General features: G+C 60.5%; 28 protein-coding genes. 17 read left to right on the top strand and 11 right to left on the bottom strand.

Annotated features, from left to right (window positions below; genetic code table 11):
• Window positions 1-19: 19 nt before the first annotated feature.
• The 7 genes from AMK00_RS33400 (at window position 20) to AMK00_RS30300 (ending at window position 4,783) form a co-directional block, all read left to right on the top strand.
• A complete protein-coding gene (locus AMK00_RS33400) occupies window positions 20-313 on the top strand; it encodes a hypothetical protein (RefSeq protein WP_082240409.1) in 294 nt (97 codons plus the stop codon).
• A complete protein-coding gene (locus AMK00_RS30325) occupies window positions 307-978 on the top strand; it encodes a virB8 family protein (RefSeq protein ID WP_064813251.1) in 672 nt (223 codons plus the stop codon). Before AMK00_RS33400 ends, AMK00_RS30325 begins: the two co-directional genes overlap by 7 nt.
• The gene (virB9, locus tag AMK00_RS30320; protein WP_064813111.1) at window positions 975-1,832 is read left to right on the top strand and encodes a P-type conjugative transfer protein VirB9; all 858 of its coding nucleotides are present in this window, start codon (window positions 975-977) and stop codon (window positions 1,830-1,832) included. The genes AMK00_RS30325 and virB9 overlap by 4 nt, the downstream gene beginning before the upstream one ends.
• Before the next feature lie 8 nt (window positions 1,833-1,840).
• Window positions 1,841-3,016, top strand: coding sequence for a type IV secretion system protein VirB10 (gene virB10 / locus AMK00_RS30315; protein WP_064813109.1), 1,176 nt, complete (start codon window positions 1,841-1,843; stop codon window positions 3,014-3,016).
• Between the two features lie 8 nt (window positions 3,017-3,024).
• A complete protein-coding gene (virB11, locus tag AMK00_RS30310; RefSeq protein WP_064813107.1) occupies window positions 3,025-4,047 on the top strand; it encodes a P-type DNA transfer ATPase VirB11 in 1,023 nt (340 codons plus the stop codon).
• An 89-nt stretch (window positions 4,048-4,136) separates the two neighbouring features.
• A complete protein-coding gene (locus tag AMK00_RS30305) occupies window positions 4,137-4,388 on the top strand; it encodes an AbrB/MazE/SpoVT family DNA-binding domain-containing protein (protein WP_064813105.1) in 252 nt (83 codons plus the stop codon).
• Window positions 4,385-4,783: a type II toxin-antitoxin system VapC family toxin gene (locus AMK00_RS30300; RefSeq protein ID WP_064813104.1), complete on the top strand. Its 399-nt coding sequence runs from the start codon at window positions 4,385-4,387 to the stop codon at window positions 4,781-4,783. Before AMK00_RS30305 ends, AMK00_RS30300 begins: the two co-directional genes overlap by 4 nt.
• A 39-nt stretch (window positions 4,784-4,822) precedes the next feature.
• Here the strand turns inward: AMK00_RS30300 and AMK00_RS30295 are convergent, their stop codons facing one another.
• Complete coding sequence (locus tag AMK00_RS30295; protein WP_064813102.1) at window positions 4,823-6,013, bottom strand: DUF1173 domain-containing protein; 1,191 nt, start codon at window positions 6,011-6,013, stop codon at window positions 4,823-4,825.
• A gap of 111 nt (window positions 6,014-6,124) precedes the next feature.
• On the bottom strand, window positions 6,125-6,361 hold the full coding sequence (locus AMK00_RS30290; protein WP_064813962.1) for a hypothetical protein: 237 nt from the start codon (window positions 6,359-6,361) through the stop codon (window positions 6,125-6,127).
• 380 nt (window positions 6,362-6,741) lie between these two features.
• Here AMK00_RS30290 and AMK00_RS30280 point away from each other — a divergent pair, with 380 nt between their 5' ends.
• Window positions 6,742-7,776, top strand: coding sequence for a DUF7146 domain-containing protein (locus AMK00_RS30280; RefSeq protein ID WP_064813096.1), 1,035 nt, complete (start codon window positions 6,742-6,744; stop codon window positions 7,774-7,776).
• 323 nt (window positions 7,777-8,099) lie between these two features.
• Window positions 8,100-9,041 carry a DUF2493 domain-containing protein gene (locus AMK00_RS30275; protein WP_064813094.1) on the top strand — a complete coding sequence of 314 codons (942 nt, stop codon included), beginning with the start codon at window positions 8,100-8,102 and terminating at the stop codon, window positions 9,039-9,041.
• A gap of 78 nt (window positions 9,042-9,119) precedes the next feature.
• Here the strand turns inward: AMK00_RS30275 and AMK00_RS30270 are convergent, their stop codons facing one another.
• The 3 genes from AMK00_RS30270 to AMK00_RS30260 all read right to left on the bottom strand — a co-directional run bounded on the left by AMK00_RS30270 (window position 9,120) and on the right by AMK00_RS30260 (window position 10,555).
• The gene (locus tag AMK00_RS30270) at window positions 9,120-9,626 is read right to left on the bottom strand and encodes an RES family NAD+ phosphorylase (protein ID WP_064813092.1); all 507 of its coding nucleotides are present in this window, start codon (window positions 9,624-9,626) and stop codon (window positions 9,120-9,122) included.
• On the bottom strand, window positions 9,623-10,108 hold the full coding sequence (gene parS / locus AMK00_RS30265) for a type II RES/Xre toxin-antitoxin system antitoxin (protein WP_064813090.1): 486 nt from the start codon (window positions 10,106-10,108) through the stop codon (window positions 9,623-9,625). The genes AMK00_RS30270 and parS overlap by 4 nt, the downstream gene beginning before the upstream one ends.
• Before the next feature lie 183 nt (window positions 10,109-10,291).
• Window positions 10,292-10,555, bottom strand: coding sequence for a WGR domain-containing protein (locus AMK00_RS30260; RefSeq protein ID WP_064813088.1), 264 nt, complete (start codon window positions 10,553-10,555; stop codon window positions 10,292-10,294).
• A gap of 628 nt (window positions 10,556-11,183) precedes the next feature.
• Between AMK00_RS30260 and AMK00_RS30255 the strand changes: the two genes are divergently transcribed.
• From AMK00_RS30255 to AMK00_RS30240, 5 genes are all read left to right on the top strand, one after another.
• On the top strand, window positions 11,184-11,507 hold the full coding sequence (locus AMK00_RS30255) for a DUF736 domain-containing protein (protein WP_064813086.1): 324 nt from the start codon (window positions 11,184-11,186) through the stop codon (window positions 11,505-11,507).
• Window positions 11,508-11,827: 320 nt separating this feature from the next.
• Window positions 11,828-11,995 (top strand): hypothetical protein, encoded by a 168-nt coding sequence (locus tag AMK00_RS32810; protein ID WP_167377226.1) that lies wholly within the window; start codon window positions 11,828-11,830, stop codon window positions 11,993-11,995.
• A gap of 329 nt (window positions 11,996-12,324) precedes the next feature.
• Window positions 12,325-12,807, top strand: a complete 483-nt coding sequence (locus AMK00_RS30250) for a hypothetical protein (RefSeq protein ID WP_064813084.1) — start codon at window positions 12,325-12,327, stop codon at window positions 12,805-12,807.
• Between the two features lie 93 nt (window positions 12,808-12,900).
• On the top strand, window positions 12,901-13,170 hold the full coding sequence (locus AMK00_RS30245) for a type II toxin-antitoxin system prevent-host-death family antitoxin (protein WP_064813082.1): 270 nt from the start codon (window positions 12,901-12,903) through the stop codon (window positions 13,168-13,170).
• Window positions 13,167-13,580: a hypothetical protein gene (locus AMK00_RS30240; protein ID WP_064813080.1), complete on the top strand. Its 414-nt coding sequence runs from the start codon at window positions 13,167-13,169 to the stop codon at window positions 13,578-13,580. The genes AMK00_RS30245 and AMK00_RS30240 overlap by 4 nt, the downstream gene beginning before the upstream one ends.
• Window positions 13,581-13,604: 24 nt before the next feature.
• On the opposite strand, the gene traG is transcribed toward AMK00_RS30240, so the two are convergent.
• Genes traG through AMK00_RS30225 form a run of 3 tightly spaced genes read right to left on the bottom strand, consistent with a single transcriptional unit; the run spans window position 13,605 to window position 16,028 of the window.
• On the bottom strand, window positions 13,605-15,521 hold the full coding sequence (traG, locus tag AMK00_RS30235; protein ID WP_064813078.1) for a Ti-type conjugative transfer system protein TraG: 1,917 nt from the start codon (window positions 15,519-15,521) through the stop codon (window positions 13,605-13,607).
• A complete protein-coding gene (locus AMK00_RS30230; protein ID WP_064813076.1) occupies window positions 15,518-15,751 on the bottom strand; it encodes a conjugal transfer protein TraD in 234 nt (77 codons plus the stop codon). Before AMK00_RS30230 ends, traG begins: the two co-directional genes overlap by 4 nt.
• Window positions 15,741-16,028, bottom strand: coding sequence for a TraC family protein (locus tag AMK00_RS30225; RefSeq protein ID WP_064813074.1), 288 nt, complete (start codon window positions 16,026-16,028; stop codon window positions 15,741-15,743). The genes AMK00_RS30230 and AMK00_RS30225 overlap by 11 nt, the downstream gene beginning before the upstream one ends.
• Before the next feature lie 219 nt (window positions 16,029-16,247).
• Here AMK00_RS30225 and traA point away from each other — a divergent pair, with 219 nt between their 5' ends.
• Entirely contained in the window at window positions 16,248-20,909 is a 4,662-nt protein-coding gene (traA, locus tag AMK00_RS30220; protein ID WP_064813248.1) for a Ti-type conjugative transfer relaxase TraA, read from the top strand.
• A 580-nt stretch (window positions 20,910-21,489) separates the two neighbouring features.
• On the opposite strand, the gene AMK00_RS31750 is transcribed toward traA, so the two are convergent.
• On the bottom strand, window positions 21,490-21,744 hold the full coding sequence (locus tag AMK00_RS31750; protein ID WP_082240420.1) for a hypothetical protein: 255 nt from the start codon (window positions 21,742-21,744) through the stop codon (window positions 21,490-21,492).
• A gap of 320 nt (window positions 21,745-22,064) precedes the next feature.
• Between AMK00_RS31750 and AMK00_RS30215 the strand changes: the two genes are divergently transcribed.
• Complete coding sequence (locus AMK00_RS30215) at window positions 22,065-22,748, top strand: winged helix-turn-helix transcriptional regulator (RefSeq protein ID WP_064813072.1); 684 nt, start codon at window positions 22,065-22,067, stop codon at window positions 22,746-22,748.
• Window positions 22,749-22,870: 122 nt separating this feature from the next.
• Window positions 22,871-24,112, top strand: a complete 1,242-nt coding sequence (locus AMK00_RS30210) for an 8-amino-7-oxononanoate synthase family protein (RefSeq protein WP_064813070.1) — start codon at window positions 22,871-22,873, stop codon at window positions 24,110-24,112.
• 46 nt (window positions 24,113-24,158) lie between these two features.
• On the opposite strand, the gene AMK00_RS30205 is transcribed toward AMK00_RS30210, so the two are convergent.
• On the bottom strand, window positions 24,159-25,217 hold the full coding sequence (locus tag AMK00_RS30205; RefSeq protein ID WP_064813068.1) for an extracellular solute-binding protein: 1,059 nt from the start codon (window positions 25,215-25,217) through the stop codon (window positions 24,159-24,161).
• A gap of 33 nt (window positions 25,218-25,250) precedes the next feature.
• Complete coding sequence (locus AMK00_RS30200) at window positions 25,251-26,021, bottom strand: ABC transporter permease (RefSeq protein ID WP_064813066.1); 771 nt, start codon at window positions 26,019-26,021, stop codon at window positions 25,251-25,253.
• Window positions 26,022-26,072: the final 51 nt, after the last annotated feature.

The raw sequence follows: 26,072 nt of genomic DNA, 5'->3' as shown, positions 1-26,072 counted from the left end.
AATTGGACAGGTTATTCCCATGATCCGTGTCGCTTTATTGCTTTTCCTGATTCCGAGCCTGGCGGCTTGCGGCTCGATGTCCCACCCTCTTCCACAATGTGATGGCTATTCCCGCCGGCCGATGAACCGTTCGATGTGGCAGTGGCAGGATAATCGAAGTGCAGAACAGCCGACGGCCGGGGCTGTTCCCGCACAGCCGGCGAGCCAGGCTGTCTCCTATGGGGAGGTTTCGCTGCCCTCAGCCGCACCGGCTGCCTTCGCGCTTTTCGATATTGAAGGTTCTTATCGTCCATGCGGGGCCACGATATGGTAACCACGGACAGTTTGAAGAGTTACTTCGAAAAGGCCCGACGCTTCGATCAGGACCGGATGATGCAGGTCGAGCGATCCGCGCGGATTGCGTGGTTCGTGGCAGTCTGCGCCGGCATCCTTGCAGGCCTCTCCATATTTGCCGTCGCTGCGCTTACGCCTTTGAAAACCGTCGAGCCTTTCGTGGTGCGGGTCGACAACTCGACGGGAATTGTCGACGTGGTGTCGGCATTGACGTCGACGGCCGGCACCTACGACGAAGCTGTTACCAAATACTTCGCGGCCAAGTATGTCCGTGCTCGAGAGGGGTATGTCTGGAGTGAAGCGGAGGAGAATTTTGGCACCGTCGCCTTGCTGTCGACGCAGCCGGAACAGACGCGATTTGCCGCTCTCTATCGCGGCAGCAATCCCCAATCCCCGCAGAACATCTATGGCCGCAGCGCCACCTCGCGGGTCAACATCGTTTCCATCTCGCTGATCAATGCCAATGTGGCATCAGTGCGTTACATGAGAACCGTTACTCGCGGGGAGGAGGTGGCCACCACGCACTGGGTCGCAACCCTCACCTTCTCCTATGCCAACGCTCCGATGACCTCAACCGATCGGCTGATCAATCCCCTCGGCTTCGTTGTCAGCGAATATCGCGCCGATCCGGAGGCGATCAATTGAGAGCCTATTTCCTGCTTCTGCTGATCCTGGCCGGCAGCCTTTCATCGGCAGCGGTTGCCCTCGAAACTCCACGTGGGGCGGCGCAGGACAGCCGTATCCGCTTCGTCGATTATCAACCCTATAACATCACCAAGGTTGTCGGAACGCTGCGGTCTTCGGTGCAGGTTGAGTTCGCAGCCGACGAGGAAGTCGCCCATGTGGCGCTTGGCAACAGTGTCGCCTGGGAGGTGGCGCCAGCAGGCAACATACTGTTCCTGAAACCCCGCGAAAGCCAGCCGGTGACAAATATCTCGGTCGTGACGACACGGCGGGACGGATCGACCCGCAGCTACCAAATGGAACTGACTGTCCGTGACGGCAGCGTCGAGGCCGGGCAGAACACCTATTTCTATCTGAAGTATCGCTATCCAGCCGATGAAGCGGAGCGGCGCCGACAGGAGGCGACCGCCCGCGCCCAGGCGGCACAGGCCGGTGAGGCCGATCACGTTCTTGCCCTTCACGAAGCCTATGGACCGCGCAATTGGCGCTATTCGGCGCAAGGGGCGCAAGCGCTCGAGCCGCAGGCGGTCTACGACAACGGCAAGGTCACCACCTTCGCCTTTGCCGGCAACCAGGAAATGCCGGCGATTTACATGGAAAATTCCGATGGCACCGAGAGCCTCGTCCCCAAGTCCGTCAACGGAAACCTTGTGCTCGTTCACGCGATCAGCCGCAAGTTCATCTTGCGCAGGGGCGCAGACGTCCTTTGCGTCTTCAACGAAGCCTACGATCGTGTCGGAATCAATCCCGAGACCAACACGACGTCACCGTCGGTCGAGCGCGTCGTCAAGGCGAAGCCCGACGAAGCGCAATAGGAGGTGTCATGGCCGCGGAAGAAATCACCCAGATCCCGGGCGAGCGCGCCGAGACGTCGGCTGCCCGTCGGCTCGACAACAATCCGATCCTCAAACGAGGCGCGGTCGCTCTGGCCATCGTCGTCTTCGTCACCTTCGCTCTCTGGTCGATGGGCGGACAGGACAAGCCGTCTGATGGCACGCAGCCCGAACGGGTCGTCATCCGTCAGACATCGGATTTCGAGCCGGCGAAGGAGCCCGTCCAACCGCTTGCGCCGCCGACAGAGGTCCTGCTCCCGACGCCCGGCGTGACCGAGCAGGCGCCGAGCGACGATGACAAGCTGCTCGATGCTGCGCGCCGTGCGCCGGTCATCGCCTATGGCGGTGAGAAATCGCCGCCAACGCGACAGCAGGAGAAGGACGAAAGATCCGATGAGAACTCAAACTACGTGCCACTCGGCAATAATCCGGTCGGTTTCGCTTCGGAAGGCGAAAACGAGGACCAGCGTTTCAACCGCCTGCTGTCGCCGACGCAATTGCAGGGATCGCGCGCCGGCACGCTCGGCAATCGAGACTTTGTCATCGCAATGGGCACGTCCATCCCCTGCGTTTTGGAAACAGCGCTCTCCTCCGACCAGCCAGGGTTTACGAGTTGCGTCATCAACCGAGATGTTCTGTCGGATAACGGCCGTGTCGTGCTGATTGAAAAGGGCACTCAGGTCGTCGGCGAATATCGTGGCGGTCTTCGTCGCGGACAAAAACGCCTCTTCGTCCTCTGGAACCGTGCCAAGACGCCGAAGGGCGTCATCATCGCTCTGGCGTCGCCGGCAACCGATGCCCTCGGGCGGGCCGGCGTCGACGGTTATGTCGACACTCACTGGTGGGAGCGTTTCGGCAGCGCCATCCTTCTCTCCATTGTCGGTGATGCGAGTTCTTACGCCAGCAGCCGGCTTCAAGACAGCGAGGTCGAGGCGCAAAACACCACCAGTGCCGGTCAGCAGGCCGCAGCGATTGCGGTCGAGCAATCGATCAACATTCCGCCGACCCTCATCAAACATCAGGGCGAACTGGTTTCGATCTTTGTCGCGCGTGATCTCGATTTTTCGAGCGTCTACCGGCTTCGCGTGACCGAACCTCGCAATCGCATCTACGACCGTGCCGTGCTTGGAGATTTCAAGCCCGACTCGAAGCTTGTTACGAAATAGGTTCGAGGATGACTGAAGCTGCTGATTCAGGCGTTGTCCGTGAATTGCTTTCGCCGTTTTCACCCTTCCTTCGCGATAAGACGCTTTATGAGGTCATCGTCAATCGGCCCGGCCAGGTTGTTACGGAGGGGAGGCAGGGATGGCAGACCTACGATATCGCCGAGCTGTCCTATGAAAGGCTCATTCGTCTCGCGCGGGCGGTCGCAAGTTTCTCCAATCAATCGATCGACGAGACACGCCCGATCCTGTCGGCGACCTTGCCAGATGACGAGCGGATTCAGATCGTGATCCCGCCAGCAACGATGAAGGGAACAGTGAGCATCACCATTCGCAAGCCATCGTCGGTGTCTTTAACCCTTGAAGATCTCGACCATGGGGGCCTCTTTGCCGATGTCGCGCCGGTCGAGGACAACGGAAAGCGATCAGATCAAAGGCTGCTGGAGTACTATCGGATCGGCGCCTACACGGCGTTTCTGCGCGAGGCAGTGTTCGCAAGAAAGAACATCATCATCTCCGGCGCGACGGGGTCGGGAAAGACGACCCTCTCAAAGGCATTGATCCGCCATATCCCGCAAGACGAGCGGATCATTTCCATCGAGGACACGCCGGAACTAGTGGTGCCGCAGCCCAACCACGTTCGGCTCTTCTACTCCAAGGGCGGCCAGGGGCTAGCCAAAGTCGGCGCAAAGGACCTGCTCGAATCCTGCCTGCGCATGCGGCCAGATCGCATCCTGCTGCAGGAACTGCGGGACGGCACAGCCTTCTATTACATTCGCAATGTCAACTCGGGACATCCTGGCTCGATCACCACGGTTCATGCCGATTCCGCCCGCCTCGCCTTCGAGCAACTGACATTGCTGGTCAAGGAGTCGGAGGGCGGCGGGGATCTCGAGCGGCACGACATCCGCGAGATGCTCACAGTCGCGATCGATATCATCGTCCAATGCAAGCGCATCGACGGACGGTTCCGAGTGAGCGAGGTCTATTATCGGGACGCAATTAAGGCGACTAACAATGGCCGCGGAAGCTGAAATTGCCGAGTGCTCGCGTTCCCCGTTTGAACCTTGAATGTAAGTGAAAAATCCATTACTTTCGCGGTGTCTGAAATAGGAGACTTCCCATGGCTTCCCTGGCGGTCACAATGAAGGGGCAAATTACGCTCAGACGGGATTTGCTGACACATCTTGGGGTCAAACCCGGGGAGCGGATCGAATTCGACAAGCTGCCTGGGGGTGAGTTGCGGGTGAAGGCGGCTCGTCCAACGGGGACGATCGACGATTTTATCGGTCGGCATGCTGGCAAAGCAAAAAGGCCGTTGACCATCGAAGAGATGAACGAAATCGCGGCCTCGGGCTGGGCCGGTGAGGAATGAAGATCTCAGTCGATACCAACATTCTCGCTCGGGCAGTCCTGCAAGACGATGCGAAGCAGGGGAGGGCGGCGGCAAAACTCCTTAAGGAAGCATCGCTGATCGCCGTTTCCCTGCCGAGCCTATGTGAGCTGGTCTGGATTCTGCGCCGAGGTGCCAAGCTGTCGAAGGACGATGTTTCACAGACCATCCGCGACCTGCTCAATGCTGGCAATGTGGCAATGAACCGTCCCGCAGTCGAAGCGGGACTGGCCGTCTTGGAGGCTGGTGGCGATTTTGCCGACGGTGTTATCGCCCACGAAGGAGCATGGCTCGGCGGCGAGAGCTTCGTTTCTTTCGACAAGCAGGCAGTTGAACTGGTGACCCGCCAAGGCCAGTCAGCGCGTCTTCTCGCCTGACGTTACGCACGCTCGAGAGCAGATAAAGGAAGGTCTCAATCACGGCAAGCGCGGCATTTCACCGTCGACCACACGCCAGATCCATGGCGCCATCTCTGGCCTGGCGGCAATCATCTCGCTCAGTGCAACCTCGTAGTCTTCGTCCGCATTCGTCGGAACGATGAACAGAGCCACGGGCGCCGGCCTTGCGTCAGGCAATGTCACGGAGGCAATCGGCTGACCACGTGGAAGATCGAAGCGCAATCCCTTTTTGCTTCTGCGCTTTAACCCGGAGAGCCGTTCGAGGAGCCGCTGTTCGTAGATGTTTTCGAACGGAATCCAGTTCTCGTTCACCACCATCATCGCCACTTCCTCCACGGATGCGACCCCAGCGCTCGAAATGCCGAAAGTGGCGATCACGATAAGATGGAACTCTTCGTTTGATCGCCACAGTTCCAGCTCGGTCTCATATCGCCCATTCAACCGCTTCCATGCTCCCTCATCGATCATGAGAGGAAAGGGGAGGTGGCGAACCAGGATTTTCTGACTGTTGCGGGCTGGCGAAAACTCCTTTACCTCCGCGATGATCAACATCAGTTTGCGCGGTCCCGGTCCATTTGCCTTGGCTCCGGCCAAAGTTGCAGCACGCCTGGCGGAAATTCCTTCCTTGTCCTCCTGCTGATACACTTCTGGGATAAACAGGATGTCGCTGAGCGGGGCGCCGCGGACGATCATCTGTCTTGCGGCATTCTGCAGGCTGCTGCGGACGCGGCCCCAGCCGCGCCTTCCAGCCCATAGCGACGTCCATTCCGTAAGCTCTCCCATATCCCAGAGATAATGGAGCATCGCCCTTAGCGAGAGTTTTTTGGCATCGCTTAGTACCCTTTCTGGTGGGTCTGAGGGCGCCGTCGACGTAGGTCGGTTCGCCCGTTTCGAGAGAGAGAAATCAAGTTTCAGCATCGTTGCACCGGTCGCCGCGTCGACCTGGATCGCATGGCCAATCAACGGACCGAGACCGGACAGTTCATAAGGCGGCTCGTATGATGGGCATCCGGGATCGTGCTGCCGGCCTGAGAGCGGCATGCGTTTGATCAGGAACTGGTCATCCATCCGCGCGATGTACATCGGCACCGGCGGCTCACGACACTGGCAAAGTGGCCTGAGCTTATGTTCATAAGCGCGTTCGAGCTGAGGCAGAAACTCCGGAGAACTGTCATCGAATGCCTGGTTGCCGATCAAAAACTGTCGCACGTCGTTGCTTCCTTTCCTGACCAAAGGCTGATCGAGCCGTAGCACGAGCTTCGTGGATTATACTATCGTGAAATAGTTAGTATAGGAATATCACAGTCGCTTGGGCCGATCTCATCGCCATAGGCAGGAAAGGGAAACTGCGGTGAGCCGATCGCTGAATGCGCGACATCGGCGCGGGTCGTAAAGAACGATGCCGAAGGCAAATTTCTGTTCACATGCGTCCGCAAGCATTTTCAGGCCTCCGAAATCGGTAGCCCTGACCGTGGCAATCGCTTTCATCTCGATCCCGACGACCATCACAATGTCACGCACGAGCACGACATCCAATTCATGCGTCTGCCGTTCCAACCTCTGCTGATTAGAAGTCAGCCCGTCGAAAAGTAGACGCTGCGCCAGCGTGAGGTGAGTTCTAGTCGCATGCTGCCCAGCCCTTCAAGCCGGCCTCAGCTGCCGGGCTGGTGAAAGAGGGAGAGGAGGGCAGGTAAGGGTTGGTTTGGCGGGTTGGAGAGCGCCGGCGCAGGCCGGGTCCTTCCTCGCTCTCGACAGGTTTTTCATGAACGTGATTTCTTCCAGGGCCGTGAGCACCGGCATGTCCTTTCATGGTTGCTTCGACCGGCCGCTCCGTGTGGGCCTGATTTTCGAAACCTGTAACATACCGCTGCCCGTTCTTAAGCAGCAGGACCGTTTGATCTTCCCTATCAACAGCCGCTCGTGACGGAGGAAGCCTTATGTCATCCGCCTGCGAACTGGCAGACCGTCTCGCGCGCGACGCCGAGGCGGTCTGCCGCCATTACCTCTCCGCCGGCCATCGCGCCGGCAACTACTGGATCGTCGGCGATACCGCCAATAGCAAGGGCAGGTCGCTTTATGTCCATCTCTCCGGTCCGCGGACCGGACGATGGACAGATGCCGCAACCTCTCAATACGGCGATCTGCTCGACCTCGTTCGGGAAACCTGCGGCCTGGTCGATTTCTGCGACGTCGCTGATGAGGCACGGCGTTTTTTGAACGAACACCAGCCCATCCCCGCGTCCTCTAGCAGGAGCGACGCCCTCACTCCGCCGATCGATAGACCGGCTGGCGAACGCGCAAGACGCCTGTTCCGGATGACAGAGCCGCTTGGCGGTTCACTGGCCGACAGCTATTTGCGTCAGCGGGGCATCCCTCAGGCAGCTCTGCACCCGGCGCTCCGCTTCCATCCCTCATGTTTCTACCGCGACCTTGTGACCGGCAGGACGAGAACCTTGCCGGCCCTGATCGCAGCTGTGACCGATCCCTCCGGCGAGATCACCGGCGTGCATCGCACATGGCTCGATCCTCAGGGCGAGGGAAAGGCGAAGGTTGATGATCCCCGCCGCGCGCTCGGCGGGCTGCTCGGTAACGCCGTGCGTTTCAGCTTTCCTTTCCGCGGCCAGGTGTCGGTCATGGCTGCAGGCGAAGGCCTCGAAAGCATCCTGTCGCTCGCACATGTGATGCCCGGTATGCCGATGGTCTCGGCGCTGACCGCCAATCATCTCGCCGCCTTCCGGCTGCCCGATAGCTGCCGGCGTCTCTACATCGCAGCTGACGCCGATGCGGCCGGCCGCCACGGTAACGATGGATTGAGCCGCCGCGCCCAGACGCTCGGGATCCTGCCGCTGGTGCTCGCCTCGGAGCTCGGCGATTTCAATGAGGACCTGCGCCGGCTCGGCCCGGAGCGGCTCATCGCCAATCTCAGGGCGCAACTCGCTCCGGAAGACGCTCCGGTCTTTCTGCTCGCATAATCGCACCGAAGGCGCAGGTGAGGGTGCAGACCGAAGCAGGATGGCCGGTTCTTGGCGGTCGCCGTTCGGGTGGACGCGCGCGCGGGCCTGCCCAAAGGCGACCCTTATCATGCGGCGAACGGGCCTTCAGCGTGTCAGTCAGGTTTCTTCCCTTGGCTGGGCCATGCGGCCCGCCATTCCTCGCGAGGCAAGAAACCTTCCTTCCGCCGCCCGGCGCTGCGCTGGGCCGCGGCGTTAAGCGCCGCGGTTCCGGCCCCTCTGCCGCACGGATCGGGATCGCCGTCAGGCCGCGAGAGGCGCGGCCCAGACCAACGGAGATCACCATGAACCCTGTCCTTCCCATCGATTACGCCTTCGAACCCCATCACGGTTCTTCCCCAGCGGACCGCTTCATCTACGAGATGCAGATCTATGGCCATCGCCCTTTTCAGGACGAACCGGACCCGCGCCCGCTGCCAGAGGAGCCGGTCGTCCAATCGGCGCTGACCGCCATGTTCGACGCCCTCTTCGAAATGCTCGGCGACACCCGTCTGGAGCCCGATCTCGAAGACCTCCTGTGGTCGACGGTCAATCTCTTCCACCGCGCCGGCGAACGAATCCAGCGTGAACTTCAGCGCAACGAGGATGGCCAGCGCAACGGCCAGCGCGAGCAGGACGGCTCGGAGGTAAAGAGCGTCGAGCTCGAACGCCTCGTTGCCGAAGGCATCACGCTGCTTGAACGCCGCAACGCTTTCGAATTCATGCGGGACTATGCGGCCGATCTTTTCGAGGCGCAGACCGGTTCGGCCTGGCGGCCGCGCACCGGCTCCAAGGTTAGCCATGCCAACATAACTGCGGCGATGATCGACTCCCGGGACTTCCTGTCCGCCCGTCGCCGTGCCGAGACCGAGGTGTTGATCCCGGCAGGCACCAAGATCGCCTTCGGCGGCGGTATCGACTACAATGATCACGAACGGATCTGGGCCAGGCTCGACCAGGTCCGCGCCAAACATCCCGACATGGTGCTGTTGCACGGCGGCTCGCCGAAGGGCGCCGAGCGCATCGCCGCCTGCTGGGCCGAGGCCCGCAAGGTTACGCAGATCTCCTTCAAGCCGAACTGGACGAAGTATGCCAAGGCTGCTCCCTTTCGCCGCAACGACGAACTGCTCTCCGTCATGCCGGCCGGCGTCATCATAGTCCCGGGTTCCGGAATCACCGGCAATCTCGCTGACAAGGCACGCCGTCTCGGCATTCCGGTCTGGGAGATAGCGGAGGATAAGGCGTGAGCGCCATCTCCTCCGGGGGCGGCCCCGATCGCAATTGAGATCGCGTTATAGATTGCACGGGTGCGACCATGGGCCAGTTCAGGTTGTTGGCGGGTGGAGCCGCGTATCGAGGCCAAAGGCCTCTTGAAACTTCAGCGTATAGGCGTCCGCCGCTTTATCGGCCAGAAAAATCAGGTTCCAGCTGTATGGAGAGACGGCGCTCGGGATCGCCACGAATCGGTGGCTTTGAAGCAGATCGTCGCCGAAGGCTTGCTGGCCGGCACCGGGAATACCAGGACGAAGCCAGTTGGGATTGGGTACGCTCGCCGGATCGACGACATGGACATCGCCAGCATCGGCAATGACGGCGGCTGTCATGATATGCGCCACGGTGTCGAGGGCCCGGAAACCCTTGTGGACAGCGACCTCGAGGATTGCTGTCGCGGGATCGAGTGAGCAGTAGACAGCGCGAACCCCCTTGCTGTTCCAGCGGCCGCCGACCCTGTAGGCGCCTTCCCCGCTATCCCACGTCGGCGCATGGACGGCCTGATCGAGCCGCCACGCGACCAGCTCGGTCCCGCCGAGCGCGACCGGCAAAAGGGTCATGCATAGACGCCATATTCGAGACGATCGAGATGGTCCTCGACAAGTTCGACGCCGGCAGGTGTCGCTAGAAGATCGATCGGCCGGCGCTGGTCAAGGCCGACCGCTGGACGTTCCAGCCATTGTTCGGCTTCTGCTTGGGATCCGAAGATATCCGTTGCTTTTGCCAGGATCTCGGCAAATTTCCATGTACGGCCACTCTGTTCCTGGCTGAGGGGTTTGGAAGGCGTGTCCTTCCGCCGCTGCCATGTGCGAAGGCTCATGCCCACCGCCTTTTCCAGGGACTCGTTCTTGCCAATGACAACGAGCGTGCCGACAAGATGATCGAGCGCTGATGCGGGCAGGCCATGCAGAAGTAGTTCATGAGCGTCGAGTGCGTTGGTCAGGCGACGCGACAGAATGCGCGAGCCGCCGAGCAAGGCTTCGATTTTTTGCAGTTCACCACCGACTGCTGCTGAAGAAGATGCTTTTGCTGCGACGGTCATGATCTTTCTCCTGCGTCACCTGTCGCGCACTATATGTCATGTGTCGCGGTCAATTTCAAGGTTTGAGGATGCCGCGAGCCCGCCGGACTGGACTTTGTTTCGCCGGCGAGCTGGCTCCACCAACCGCGCCGGAACGGGTGACGATCCCTGGCGCGACGATTGCCGCGGTCTTTTGAAGCCAGATCAGGTCATGACCGGCGCCGTCGCAGTCGGTATGTAGCCTTTGCGGTATTTCCGTCGTGCGAGGCCGAGAAAATGTGCCACGGCTTCCTGTTCGGTCGTGAACACGTCGGTCCTCTCGCTGCCACGCCTGTCGATCCGTCCCCAGCTTCGAACGACCGCAGTTTCGCCGAACAAGGTCGGTCGGATGGCGAGCACGTAATAGCGCGCCATGTTACGGCTGGCATCGATGCGGCGACAATGGAGGTGGAAAGATATCCGGCTCATGTCGAGAATCTTCCCCGCTGGGACCGGCCGCGTCCAACGAGAGTTTTGAATCCTTCCTAGTCGATCGATTCCAGTTTGTGATGTATTGACGCGTCAGGACCTGCAAGCAACATCGGCAAAGCCGGACCCGGGAGATTGGGCGGCTCCCGGGCGCGATGGTTTGGTGTTCGGCGGAGAACGTCGGATCCGCAGCCGGCACTGCTGGGGCGTGCCGGTCAAGATCCGGCATTCGGCCTCAGAGCGGCAGCTCCAAACAGCATTGCACATGGGCCGAGCGTCGATGCGATGGCTGCGTCGATTGCGTCCGGCCGATCGATTGATTGCGCAGCTGGCACGCGCTTCACGCCTTGTCGCGGCCAGGACCGGCGGGGACTCGAGTGGCGGTGGGGATTTCAACCCACTGGCTCTCTCGCAACGCGCGATAGGGGGCTGCCATGATGGTCTGTCCCGCCCTTCGGTCGCATCCGGGCCATTCCCGTTCTTTTCTGTCGCCTTTCTAAGGGACCGGCCGCCACCAGCGTCAACCCGCAAGGGGTTCCCCTGCGCTGGCGCTCCGGTGACGCCTGCGGCTCGGCCCCTTCTTCGGGCGCCATCGGGAATGGTCCCGAGCAACCGAAGGAGACATACAATGGCAACCACCATCGCAACCCTGACGCAGAAGACCGACGGAACCTTTGAAGGCATCTTTGCCACAATCCGTGTCAACGCCCCGATCGCCATCGTCCCCAACGCCGGCAAGGCAAGTGACGAAGCACCCGACTACCGCGTCATCCATCGCAAGACCGGCTTCGAGATCGGCGCCGCCTGGAACCGCATTGCCCGGCAGACCGGCGAGGAATACCTCTCCGTCAAGCTGGAGGCACCTGAGATCGGCGTGATCTTCGGCAACGTCGCCCAGGCTCCTGGCGGTGATCCCGGCAAGAAGGTTATCCTCTGGAACAGCCCGGCGTGAGCTGGGCGGCCGGCGCCGTCACCGGGGCTGGCCGCTCTTGCGCGCCAGAGATCAGATGCGGGCACCAAGCCCGCGTCTGATCAAAAAATCGTGCGCTACGGAGAGGAAAGGTCTTCTCAGTCGGTCCGAGGATGCCATGGCGGCATGAAGGCCTCAAGGACGAGCGGTGCCCCCAATTTTGTCTCCGCTCCGGTCCCCTGCGCTCCGAGAAAATCGGCACCCCCACTCGCCGGCTCCGCCGGTCGCGTTCCGCGATCCTTGACCCCTCCATCCCGCCATGACCGCGGCTGTCGTCTTTCACAAACGTCAAGGAGACGACAATGACCACTTGCATCGACGAAGTCATCGAGCTGCTGCGCGCCGAACTGCTAAACGCCGAACCGGCCGAGTATCGGCAGATCGAGAGCGAGCTGGAACTGGCGCTGGCCGAACGCGAGGTGATCTGGGCCGAGCAGGACGGCCGCATCAGCGCCGAGCCTCCGTTCTGACGGAGGCTTATCGCCATGTCCGCAAGCCCGCCAGCCGGATCGACCGGCTACCGGGCTTCAGGGACTTCATCCCTCGACACTCCCGCCGGCTCACGCCGGAAGTGGTCGCGTCCCCTTCGGGGCCGCGGATCTCTTCTTTCTCTGACGTCCTATTTTACTCCAGCAAATCCGGCGTCAAGGACGGCGCGGTCTCCCCCAATTTTTCCGCCGCTGCGTTCACTGCGCTCTGGAAAAATCGGTTCCCCCGCTTGCAAGCCGCGTTCCGCGGTCCTTGACCCCTCTTTGCAACAGAGGCGCCGATCTCCGTCATCAACGAAGGAGATCACATCATGACAACCGTTCAGAACCTGATGCTTTACACCAGGCTTGCCGGCTTCCGGCTCGTCGTCCTGGCAAACCGTCTCGGCTGCGACAGCGATTTCTCCCGAGAACTTCATGATCGGCTTATCGATGGTCTCGACGCGGCAATTGCCCGGGTCCAGGCCATTGCGGCATTGGAGCGCATGCTTCTTGCCGGGGACAATGAATTTGCCGCCTATCGGCTGGAGGGCGAGGTCGCGATGTTCGGACGCTTCACCATCAATCTGGTGGACGATCTCGAAATCGATCGCGACGCGCATGAATTCCGCGTCAACGGCGGCGACTGGACCAATGCCCTCGCTGCCGATGCCAGTGGCGTCGACGTCAATTATCCGGAGCTGATTGCGCTGACCGCGGACGAGCTTGGCTCGCTTGCGCCGATCATCGGGGACATCATGCGGGAAACCGGCATTTCCATAAATGCAGTGCGCGCCATGCAATGCGCCTCGTAGCACAAGATTGGGCTTGTCTCGAAGTGATTTGCCTAATTGCAGCAATGTTGCAAATGCTGTATATCACAGCAGTGCTGCAAGAAGGAAGCTCATATGGCCAAATCAAGCGGGTCCTATTCGACCAGCGATCTCTCGCGTAAGTCAGGTGACATCATCGCCGAGGCGCTACGTCATCCGGTGACCATCACCCAGCGGAATAAGCCGCGCCTCGTTCTCCTCAATATCGAAGATTATGAGCGGCTGATGAGGCAGTCGGACCAGCGCACTGTGGGCACCATTGAGACGATGTCCAATGAACTATTCGCCGAGTTCGAAAACGCCGTCCAGGCCTTTGCCGACGAAGACGAGGCAGGCCGTTCGTGAGCTACGAACTGATCCAGACCGCGAGCGTCATTCGCCATCCGTATCTATGGGCGCGAGAGGCTGGACGTGGAGAAACGGAAGGACGCAAGGAGCGGCCGGTCGCAGTCGGCGTGAGAATGCCGCGGCCGGACGGCGATCTGGTTCTCTTCTTTCCCATCACCACGAAGCAGCCGGAGGCATCGCGGTTCGCCGCGGAAGTGCCAGCGATCGAAAAGCGCCGTGCCGGCCTCGATGCCGACCGCAGGATTTGGATCATCTTTGATGAGTTCAATACCGACATCGTCGGGAATTCATTCTACCTTGAACCTGAGCCGCCAATCGGCCGCTTCAGCAAGGCCTTTTTCCTGCCGCTGCTGCGTGAATTCGTCAGTCGCCGCAAGTCTGCTAAGGAGGTCAGTCGATTTCGCTGACCTTCGCTGGCGATAGTCTTGTCCTCACTGCTCCGGTTTGACGAAACGGTTCGCCTTCGCCGCCCGATCCATCTCCTTGCGCCGGAAATAGATAGCCCGACCGCAGCGGATCGGATTGTGGCCCTGTACGATGATGATCTGTTCATCCTTGCGCATCGCCTGGGTGATCTCGTGGGGCAATATCAGCGGTCGGCGCTGAACATTGACGCTCTCGGATCTGCGCGTGCCGCCTTTTGCATCCCAGCCAATGTTGCGGGAGCGCCCCTGCACTTCGACGGTCACCTCGCCGCATTGGGCCGAGACATTGCGGGCGGTATCGAGTGCCTTGATTGCAGCATAGGAGGCGAAGGCGCAGCCGTCGATCCATGAGGTGGCGCCGTCCTTTCCGAAGTGCCGCTCCAATTGTCCGACTGACTGGTATAGCAACATCATGCTGATGCCGTATTTGCGACCGCGATCGCGGGCCTCTTCCAGCACCCTCATATAGCCGAGCAAGTCGACCTCATCGAGAATAAACAGCGCCCGGCGGCTGAAGTCGCCGTCGGCCTGGACCATGGCGTTGACCAGAGAGCCGATGATGACCCGCGCAATACCGGGATAAGAGCGCAGGATTGAAGCCGGTATATTGAGGAACACGTCTTTCCTACCAGCAACGATATCGCTCGGCCTAAAGGCATCGCCGCAGACGAGAGCGGCGTAACTGTCCAATGAGAGCCATTGCGTATCCTTCGAGGCCGTCGAATAGACACCGGAAAAGGTCTGTTCGGTCATGTTGGTGAAGACGCCGAGCGTTTCCCGGATAAAAGCAGATTTGGAATGTTCTTGAATGTCGCGCAGCATCGCAAGCACCGACGGCTCCGGCTCGGAAACGATCTGGCGGAGACTGCGCAAGTTTCGCCGGCCGGCATATTCCGGCGACAGCATGACATGGGCGAGCAGACCAGTCAGAAGGTTGTGCGCCTGGTTCTGAAAGTAGGAACCTGTCGAGGATTCGAAGCGCACGCTCTCGGAAAGAAGCATATGAGCAATGCCGACGATTTCCTCCTCTTTGCGCCGAGAGTGCTCAATTCCATCCAGGACATTGAACCCGTTGATCGGGTTGTTTGGGTCGAGCACCATTACCTCACGCCCAAGTACTTGCGTGCGGTGTTCGGTCACCATCGGCGCGACTTCGGTGGAGGGATCAAGACAGATGAGAGGACCTGTATACCGCAGCGCGGTCGGCAGGACATTGCTCGTCGTTTTGTAGCCTCCCGATCCTGCGAAAAACAGCATGTGGGTGGAATCGAAGTCCTGGCTGTAGGTGAGAAGCGGCGCCTTGCCGCCTTGTCCCCAGGTGCTGTGATCATTCGGGTCGAAAGGCAACTGATGGACGATCTCCTTGTCAACGCGGTAGCGCTCACCGACGACGATCTCGCCGTTCGGCGGGAAGAGCTTTGCAGCTGCCGACATCGAAAGCCAATCGGCATCGCCGAAGGCTCCGCCCTTCACTCTTTTGACGGCTTCGGGCACGACGACGGAGATCCGGGCGGCGACTGCCACCGCCATGAACCCCATGACCGCGCCGATGACAGCAACGAGATCGAGATACGAGAGAGCCCCATTCAATGAAACGGCTCCGGCCTGCACGAAGGGGGCCAGCCGGCTATATTCACGCAGCGCGTAACAGCCCGCCATGATCAGAAAGCAGGCAAGACTTGCCATTGCCACAGGCCTTCGCCGGTGCAAGGGCAACGCCCAAACGGTCAATAATCCAGCGAGCGGCCCGAACAAAAGGGCGGGCACAGGCGCTGCGCGCAGGAACCAGTATTCGGTCGTGCCAGTCAGACCATGCGCCAGGATCGGCCATCGCCAGTTGACGACGTAGGCACTGATCGCGGTGACGACCACCGGCACCAGGACGCAGAGCAGGCTTGGATGCAATCTTTTTTTGGACGTCATTCCAGTGGCTCCACAGTATGCGAATATGAGCTCTCGGACGACCGAGTCCTGAATGCCTCTTCGCCGATATCACGCAGCCGCCGATGCTCGGGTGAGCCCGGCATCACGCCTGCCAATTCGATCAGTCCACCAAGCAGGAACGCTCGATCGGTCCTGGTCAGGCCGGCTTTGAAGACCAGGCCTCCAAGAAGAAATTTCTCGCGGGCTTCCTTCTTACGGTCAGCCGTCATGTGGAACCTCCGCCTGCGCTCCAGCGCCACGATCTGACGGTCGATGCGTTTGAGGAGCCCGGATCGCACGTTCTTTAGTCTCACCTTTGCGAAATCGAGCGGCGATCTCTTCGAAGATCCGATCGATCTCCTCATCCGCGATATCCAGTTCCGCCAGCCCCGACTTCGTTGCCGCTCGGGCGAAGCGTTCGGCCGATCTGGCTATCAAAGTTCTTCTGCGCTCTCGTAGTTTTTCGATCTGGGCGTCGAGGTCCAATATCGATGGTCTGGTCGCCATGGGGTCCGTCCTTCCTGAAATCGTCGCGTCGGTTCGGTATTATACTAACTGGAATAAAACAGTTAAATAGTCTATTTTGCATCAACCCGAAATCGTCGCAGCCTGAGTTTCGGCCAGGCTCCGTGTTCCGGAAAAGCGGCATCGGGCCTGCGGCCCGATCGGTTTGAGGGCGCAATATACGTCGCTGCCGCGACGTGCTTGGAAGGTGCGGAGCCGCTTGTGGCAATCATGTTCGTCAGAGCGCAGGTGATCAGCAGGGGAGCGGGACGCAGCATCGTCTCGGCCGCCGCCTATCGTCATCGCGCCCGGATGATGGACGAACAGGCCGGCACGTCCTTCAGCTATCGTGGTGGGTCGCGTGAACTGGTGCACGAGGAGCTGGCACTGCCGGAGCAGGTCCCGGGCTGGCTGAGGGCGGCGATCGACGGCCAGTCCGTTGCCGGCGCCAGCGAGGCGCTTTGGAACGCCGTCGATGCTTTCGAGACCAGAGCCGATGGGCAGCTCGCCCGCGAGCTGATCATCGCACTGCCGGAGGAACTGACAAGGGCGGAGAACATCGCGCTTGTCCGGGAGTTCGTCCACGACAATCTCACCTCGAAGGGAATGGTGGCCGATTGGGTCTATCATGACAAGGACGGCAACCCGCACATCCATCTGATGACGACATTGCGTCCGCTGACGGAGGACGGCTTCGGCCCGAAGAAGGTGCCAGTGCTTGGCGAGGATGACAAGCCGCTGCGCGTCGTCACGCCGGACCGGCCGAACGGCAAGATCGTCTATAAGGTCTGGGCAGGCGACAAGGAAACGATGAAGGGATGGAAGATCGCCTGGGCCGAAACGGCCAATCGGCATCTGGCGCTCGCCGGTCATGAGATCCGCCTCGATGGCCGCTCCTATGCCGAACAGGGTCTCGACGGCATCGCGCAAAAACATCTCGGACCGGAGAAGGCGGCACTGGCGCGCAAGGGCAGGGAACTCTACTTCGCACCGGCCGATCTTGCCCGGCGCCACGAGATGGCCGACCGGCTGCTGGCCGAGCCGGAGCTTTTGCTGAAGCAGCTCGGCAATGAGCGCTCCACCTTCGACGAGAAGGATATCGCCAAGGCGTTGCATCGCTATGTCGATGATCCCTCCGACTTCGCCAATATCCGCGCCCGGCTGATGGCGTCGGATGAACTTGTGATGCTGAAGCCGCAGGAGTTCGACGGCGAAACGCGCGAGGTCGCAGCCCCGGCCGTGTTCACCACACGGGAGATGCTGCGCATCGAATACGACATGGCGCGTTCGGCGCGGGTTCTGTCGGAGCAAGCAGGCTTCGGCGTTTCGGCTCGGCAGGTCGATACAGCGATCGAGCGCGTCGAGACCGGCGATCCGGCAAAACCCTTCAAGCTTGATGCGGAGCAGGTGGATGCCATCCGCCATGTCACCGGCGACAGCGGTATTGCGGCCGTGGTCGGACTTGCCGGCGCCGGCAAGTCGACGCTGCTGGCGGCAGCCCGCCTTGCCTGGGAAAGCGAGGGGCGGCGGGTGATTGGTGCAGCACTTGCGGGCAAGGCGGCCGAAGGCCTGGAAGACAGTTCTGGCATCAAGTCACGCACACTCACCGCCTGGGAACTGGCCTGGGCCAATGGGCGCGATACGCTCCATCGCGGTGATGTGCTCGTCATCGATGAAGCCGGCATGGTGGCCTCGCAACAGATGGCCCGTGTGCTTGACATCGTCGAGGAGGCGAGCGCGAAAGTCGTTCTCGTCGGCGACGCCATGCAGCTCCAGCCGATCCAGGCGGGTGCTGCCTTTCGGGCGATCAGCGACCGCATCGGTTTTGCCGAGCTTGCCGGCGTGCGCCGCCAGCGTGAAGAATGGGCGCGTGAGGCCTCGCGGCTCTTTGCCCGCGGCGAGGTGGAGAAAGGTCTCGAGGCCTATGCCCAGCATGGTCACCTTGCCGAGGCGGGCACGCGCGCGGAAACGATCGACCGGATTGTTGGCGACTGGAGCGAGGCGCGCAGAGAGGCAATCGGTCGATCCGTTTCTGAGGGCAGGGATGGCAGGCTTCGCGGTGACGAACTGCTCGTGCTTGCCCACACCAATGACGATGTCCGCAAGCTGAACGAGGCGCTGCGTGCGGTGATGGCCGGCCAGCGTGCGCTTTCCGACAGCCGCACCTTCCAGACGGCACGCGGAGCGCGGGAGTTCGCCGTGGGCGACCGCATCATCTTCCTGGAGAACGCCCGCTTCCTCGAGCCGCGGGCCAGGAGTTATGGTCCGCAATACGTCAAGAACGGCATGCTCGGCACGGTCATCTCCACCGGTGACAAACGCGGCGAAGCTCTGATGTCGGTTCGTCTCGACAACGGCCATAAAGTCGTCTTCAGCGAAGACAGCTATCGCAATGTCGATCACGGCTATGCCGCAACGATCCACAAAGCCCAGGGCGCCACCGTCGAGCGCACCTTGGTGCTTGCCACCGGCATGATGGACCAACACCTGACCTATGTGGCGATGACGCGGCACCGCGATCGCGTCGATCTTTATGCGGCAAGCGAGGATTTTGAGCCAAGACCGGAATGGGGACGCAAGCCGCGTGTCGATCATGCCGCGGGTGTGACCGGCGAGCTTGTCGAAACCGGAGAGGCCAAGTTCCGGCCTGATGATGAGGATGCCGACGACAGCCCCTATGCCGATGTCAGGACGGACGACGGAACGGTCCATCGGCTGTGGGGCGTGAGCCTACCGAAGGCGCTTGAGGAGGGTGGCCTCTCAGAGGGCGACACCGTCACGCTGCGCAAGGATGGCGTCGAACGGGTCAAGGTCCAGATTGCGGTTATCGATGAAGAGACAGGTCAGAAGCGTTACGAGGAGCGGGAGGTCGACCGCAACGTCTGGACGGCCAGGCAGATCGAAACCGCCGAAGCGCGCCAGGACCGCATCGAGCGGGAAAGTCATCGGCCGGATCTCTTCAAGCCGCTCGTCGAGCGGCTGTCGCGCTCCGGCGCCAAGACGACGACGCTCGATTTTGAAAGCGAGGCCGGCTATCGGGCCTATGCAGAGGACTTTGCTCGCCGCCGCGGGTTTGAGTATCTCTCGCTGGCTGCCGCCGAGATCGAGGGGGACATCTCGCGGCGCTTTGCGTGGATTGCCGCAAAGCGTGAGCAGCAGGAAAAGCTCTGGGAGCGGGCAAGCATGGCGCTCGGCTTTGCGATCGAGCGGGAGCGGCGCGTCTCCTATAGCGAGGCTCGAACTGAAGCCCGCCCCGTCCCAAGCGCGAACGCCGGCAAAGCCCATTATCTGATCCTGCCGACCACCGAATTCGTCAGGAGCATTGATGAGGATGCGCGGCTGGCGCAACTGTCATCCCCAGTGTGGAAGGATCGGGAAACCCTCCTGCGACCGGTGCTGGAAAGGATCTATCGCGATCCGGATGGCGCACTTGTCGCCCTGAATGCGCTTGCTTCAGATGCCGGCACCGAACCCCGCAGGCTCGCTGACGATCTTGCCGTGAGCCCCGATCGGCTTGGCCGCCTGCGTGGCTCCGAACTGATCGTCGACGGACGCGCGGCGCGTGACGAGCGGAATGTCGCCCTGGCGGCTGTGACGGAATTGCTTCCCATGGCCCGCGCCCATGCGAGCGAGTTCCGCAGGAACGCCGAACGGTTCGAGCTCAATGAGCAGGCGCGCCGCGCGCATATGTCGTTGTCGATCCCGGCGCTCTCCGAAGGCGCGATGGCGCGTCTCATGGAGATCGAGGCGGTGCGCCACAGGGGCGGGGACGATGCTTATAAGACCGCCTTTGCGCTTGCCGCGAAGGACCGCACGGTCGTCCAAGAGATCAAGGCGGTCAGCGAAGCACTGTCTGCGCGCTTCGGCTGGAGCGCCTTCACCGCAAAGGCGGATGCAGTTGCCGAACGTAATATGGCCGAGCGCATGCCGGAAGCTCTGATGGCCGGCGAGCGCGAGAAGCTGGTCCACCTGTTTGAAGCCGTCAAACGTTTTGCCGAGGCGCAGCATCTGGCCGAACGGCATGACCGTTCGAAGATCGTTGCGGCGGCCAGTGCCGTTGCGGACCAAGAGCAAGGCATGCAGCCAGGCATGAAGTCAGGCAAGGAGAATGTGACCGTTCTGCCCATGCTTGCCGCTGTCACCGAGTTCAAGACAGCAGTCGACGACGAGGCGCGCTCGCGGGTTCTCTCCGCTCCTTTCTACCGTCAGCAGCGAGCGGCACTGGCGAACGCGGCAAGGACGATCTGGCGCGATCCGGCAGGCGCTGTCGGCAAGATCGAGGAACTGATTGTCAAAGGGTTCGCCGCCGAGCGGATTGCTGCTGCAGTGTCCAATGATCCGGCCGCTTATGGCGCCTTGCGCGGCTCTGGTCGTCTGATGGACAAGATGCTGGCTTCCGGCCGGGAGCGGAAGGAGGCGGTACAGGCCGTGCCCGAGGCAGCCGCGCGGCTGCGCTCTCTCGGGAGCGCCTATGCCAATATCTTCGATGCAGAACGACAGGCCATCAAGGCAGAGCGGGAGCGTATGGCGGTTGCTATTCCGGGCCTGTCGAAGGTGGCAGAAGAGGCACTCGTGCGTCTGACCGCCGAAGCGCGGAAGAACGATCGCAAACGGGGCATCGCGACTGCACCACTCGATGCGAACATCCGCCGGGAGTTCGATGAGATCAGCAAGGCGCTCGACCAGCGCTTCGGGCGCAATGCCATCATCCGCGGCGACAAGGATCTCATCAACCACGTGCCAGAGCCGCAGCGCCAGGCCTTCGTCGCGATGCAGGAGAAGCTGAAGATCCTGCAGCAGACGGTCCGCGCGGAAAGTAGTCAGCAGATCCTCTCGGAACGGCGTCAGCGAGGCTTCAACCGCGGACGGGGGATTGATATCTAAAACATACCCGCGAAGCGAAAGGGAGCCATGAACGCCAGCGCCTAGGACCCGATCTCGGCGGCGCGATGGCTCGCTCGCAGGATCGAAAGACATCTCGTCAAGTCTCGATGTTTTTTACAGACTGGATGCCGATCAATCTCGCAAACAGGACGGAATGCAAAGCGTGCAAGCTCAGCCAATCGCAACTTGAGCATATCGCCTCCATGATGATCCATGGTAGTCGTGGGAGCGCTCTTGCGTGGAACGATAGGCTTGGGCGCCACTTAAAGACTTGTCTCAAGGGGCGCTCGCAAGCGGTCAAAACAGGCGGCTTTGACGGGTGGTCCGCATCGGACGTGGCGCCGCCTGTAACCGCGAACCGCCAGCTACTGCCGTTCCATTGGCCCGACGATCAGCTCACGCGTATACTCGCCGGCGGTAGAAAGTCGCCGGCCAGACATGCGTTGCCGACCAAGAGTTTGAAGGTCGCGCAGCGCACGGCGGACTGGGCTGTCAAAAACCGGCATGGCAAGTCTCGCAAGCCGGGTACTCCAATGGAGCTCGAGCGAGCGAGACGGTCTCAGGGGCGATCAAGGTTTGCTTACGGTCGCCCCGTAGCTTTGGGCTGCCCAATCTTCTCGAGATCGAGACGCCGGAACACCCGCACCCAAAACATGAAATCACCTGCGCGCCCGTCGAAGCGCGCGCAAATTGCGCACCAGGCCGCAGCGGTTTTCGCGTGTCCTCCATATAATGAGCGGGCGGCACTGCTTGCATCCTCTACGTCGGTGTCACTCCAGAAGTCGGGTGCGGCTGCGATGCAGCCGGACGGATTCTCTTCGGAAAAGTCATACATGCGGAAAGCCCCGTTACCGTCCGGGAACAGGTCGCTAAAAATATGCCGGACGTTGATCCCATCGGATGGGCCACGATCACGTGCCGTCCCTGGCAAATAGACCCTTTGGCGTGAAACTCTCTGCGCATACTCAACATTATGTTGCAACAAAAGGAAAAGGCAAGCTATAAAAATACGCGTAAAACGGGCGCGTCCTGGCGATGAGGTGCCAGATGCAGGGCAATAGCGGGAGCGGCGAGGCTAGATATGGGGCATTGCAGGGGTGTGGGTGTTGTATCAAAAATATCGGGAAAAATGATATCCGCTGATGGGGGCAGCCAATGAGCGAGCGTTTGGTGATCGTATCCCAAGATGCCGACTACTATTTGATGCTCGCTTACATCTTGAAGGAAGCAGGGTATAGGCCAACACTCGTCGATATTCCGAGCGAAGCCGTGGCGATCGCCGAGGAAGGTGAGGCTGCAGCCATCATCGTCGACTGCCAGCCCGGTTCACAAAGTCTGGCTGATATCGCGACCGGCTTGAAGGAACGAGACCTTGCCAGCGGCGTCACACTCGTCGCGCTGGTTGCCGAAAAAGCTGCATACCTCGACATTTTGAAGGCAAATGTCGATGAGAGCTTTACACGGCCGATGCCGCCGGAGCGGCTGCTTTCATACCTTTACGGTGCGATTGGCAACCCCGGTGATAAAGCAACGAAACGCTTCGTGCCAATGTCTCACGAATTGGCGTTGGACGCGGGCGCCCGGCGTGTCCTCGTCCGGGGTGCGCCGGTCAGTCTCAGCCCGATCGAGTTCCGTTTGTTGAGCGCCCTTATGACTGATGCAGGACGGGTGTTCAGCCGCGCCGAACTGATCGGCATTGCCTGGCCGCAGCGAGCATTCGTTGAGCCACGAACTGTCGATGTTCATATCGGACGCCTGCGGCGGGCGTTGAAGCGTGTCCTTGGCCGAGATGTGATCCGCACGGTGCCAAAGGTGGGATATGCGATTGACATCCTCTGAAGCATCTGAATTCCGTCACCTTCACATCTTCACGGAAAATTCCCCAAAACTTGCCGCCTCTTTCGTTGTGTGAACAAGAGATTCGCGGTTAGCGTGTGGTGGTCCAAACTTGGGAGTGCACCATGCAAGAGGCCGTTTCCGGCGCCGGGTCGCCGACCTTATCCTATAGAAACACCGCCAGCCTGGTCCGGCATGCCGGTCCTCACTTTGCCGCAGCCCACCTCGACGGCTTGATGGCACTTTATGTCCAACCAATGGATGGCAGAACGGTAGCGCTGCCCCTATCGGAGGGACGATCGGAGCGCGTCGTCGACTTTGTTCGCTGCTCGTATCTCGGGCTGGACAATCACCCTTCCATCGTCGAGGGAGCATTCGAAACAGTTCGCCGTTACGGGACGCTACACTGGTCTTGCGCACGCACACGGCTCAACTTTGCTATTCTCGGAGACCTCGAGGACGCCCTCTCTGACCTGTTCGAGGCGAGGGTAATCACATACACAACGGTGCTCGCCGCCAATCTGAGCGCGCTTCCGCTGATTGCGTCCGGAGTTCTGACCGGCGGCAAAAAGCCGGTCATGGTCTTCGACCGCCTCGCCCATGCAACGCTCGCCTTCAACAAGCCAGTCGTCGCCGAAGAGTGCGAGGTCCGCACTATCGGTCATAATGATATTCAGGCGCTCGAAGACATTTGCCGTCAGAATGATACCGTCGCTTTCGTTTGTGACGGTGTCTATTCCATGGGCGGATGTGCGCCGATAACAGAATTGCGTGAGCTTCAGGAGCGATATGGGCTCTTCCTTTATATCGATGATGCTCACGGAATTTCGATCTTCGGAGAAAGAGGTGAAGGTTTTGCCCGATCGCAAATGCCCGAGGGCCTTGGCGAGCGCACGATAATTGCAGCGTCGCTCGGCAAGGGCTTCGGGGCTTCAGGCGGCATGCTCATGCTGGGAACGGCGTTCCAGGAAGAAATCTTTCGCCACTTCGCTTTGGCGCATGCCTTTTCCGCCTCGATCAATGTCGCAGCAATTGGTGCCGCCCTCGCTTCCCAGGCGATCCATCGCACACCGGAACTCGGTGTACGGCAACGGGCGCTCGCTGAATACATTTCCCTTTTTGACGAACTCGTGCCGACCGCACAGGCGGGGTCCCGACTGCCCATCCGGACGGTTACCGTCGGTGATGAGCTTGCGGCAATCGGTGCCGCGAGAGTGGTGTTGGACGCCGGTTACTATACATCGGCCATTTTCTTCCCGACTGTCGCCAAGGGAAGGGCAGGACTGCGGATATGCCCGACCGCCAGTCACACGGCAGCCGAAGTGCGCGGCGTCGCTGCAGCCATCAATCATGCCCTCAGGGCCTAAGGATTGGCATTTGTGCCCCCGGGCGCCTCTCGCCCGGGGCGCCTCGTTATCGAATCCAAGCGTTCCAACGCTCAAGCATCATCGCAGCATTTTCATTGATCCATCGAGCGTCCGGAATGACGATGTGATCCCGAATATCTTCATCGCTTGGAAGCGCCGCACGTGCGGCTGGCGACATCAATGAAATGGCCTTGCGACTGGGCGGGGTGCAGAGGAGTTCCTCGCAGACCCTTGCCTGCGTCGCCGGATGATCAAGCCAATATCCGACTAGCTTCTCCGCATTCGCCCGGTTCGGAGCGCCTTTGATGATGGTCAGACGATCACCGACGAGAAACGAAGCCCGCGTGGACCAGGCGATCGGGCGTCCCTCAGCCTTCAAGGTGTTTGCCCGCGTCAGCCAGATCTGCCCAATGCTGTAGTCGCCGTTGCGAAAGCCCTGAACGCTCTGATCACCAGTCTTCCACCACAGCGATATTGCAGGGCGGATCTCGTCGAGCTTCCTGAGGGCGCGGTCGATGTCGAGTGGGAAAAGTTTGTCGCGTGGAACACCATCGGCCAATAGCGCTGCAGCCATCACGCGCCACGGGTCATCGAAATTCGGAAACGCGCGGCCACCGGGAAATCTAGCCTGGTCCCACATGTCGGCCCAGCTTGATGGATTTCCCGCCTTGAAGCCTGTGGGGTCGTAGGCCATGAGCGTTGCGGTCGAAAAAAGCCTCGCTCCCGAACTGATGCAGGCATCCTCGACCAGATCTGGCCGGGCGCGAAAGGGCTCGCAGAAATTGCTCAGGTCTTCAGAAGTGAGCCGATGCGTTTCGGCACTCGCCTGGATCTCACCGTCAGGGTACAGGTCCCACGTCACATTGCCTGTCTTGACCATGGCAGCAGCTTTCGCCCGCATCTCCGCATTTGTCGCTGCGACAGAAACGACCTTGATGCCGGTCTCTCGCGTGAACGGTTCGAACCAGAATTTTCGGAGCGCTACATCGTAAGCCCCGCCTGTCGTCGCAATGACCACCTGCTCCTCCGCTTGCGCCACCCCCAAACTGCCAAGCATAAGGCAGGCGGCAAGCAGAAAAGGCTTCATCTCAGTTCTTTTTTTCATCGCGTGTTCCTCTGTCCGGATGAGATGGCCACGTTAGTCCTCCCCGCGGCCGACAAGGAGATGGATGGAGCCCATGAGGACGAGCGATGTCGCAACGAGCAGCGTCGAAACCGATGCGATGACCGGGGTAAGGTTGAAATCGATGTCCTCGAACATTTTGCGGCTGATTGTCTTGCCGCCGGTATCTGAAATGAAAAATGCGACCGTTGCCTCGTCGAAAGATGCCAGAAAAGCAAAGACAGCCGCCGCTGCAACCGATGGGGCGATGTTTGGTAGGACAACGTTGAAGAAGGCACGCGTCCGGTTTGCGCCGCAACTCAATGCGGCAAGTTCAAGTGACGGGTCGAAACGCTCAAGCGCCGCGGACACGGTGATGATGACGTAGGGTACTGAGAGCACAGTGTGCGCGACCAGGAATCCAACAAAATTGCCAGTCAGGCCGAGCGGCGAGAAAATCAGGTAAAGAGCAACGCCGAAGACCACATGGGGGACTATCATAGGGCCGAGTGACAGCGCCTGCAGAAGCGCCTTTCCTGGCAGATTGCCGCGAACGAGTCCTATAGCGGCCATTGTTCCGACTGCCGTCGAAGCGACCGTCGTCGACAACGCAATCTTGAGGCTGAAGATCGTTGCTGCTCGCCAGTCCGGATCGGAAAGAAATTCGCTATACCAGCGAAGCGTCAGGCCCTTCGGCGGGAGCTCGATATGGCTGCTATCATTCAGCGAAATCGGGATAACCAACAGCGTCGGCAGCACCAGGAAGAACAGGATTGCGCCGATGAGGAGACCGCCGAGAAGCTGCAAGACTGCCTTGCCATAAGGTCGATGGCTGCCTTTTACTCGAGAGGTGGTAGG

The organism is Rhizobium sp. N621, assembly GCF_001664325.1.
GTDB classification, from domain to species: domain Bacteria; phylum Pseudomonadota; class Alphaproteobacteria; order Rhizobiales; family Rhizobiaceae; genus Rhizobium; species Rhizobium esperanzae.
The sequence above is the reverse complement of the archived record's forward strand: the minus strand, read 5'-3'. Positions and strand labels throughout refer to the sequence as shown.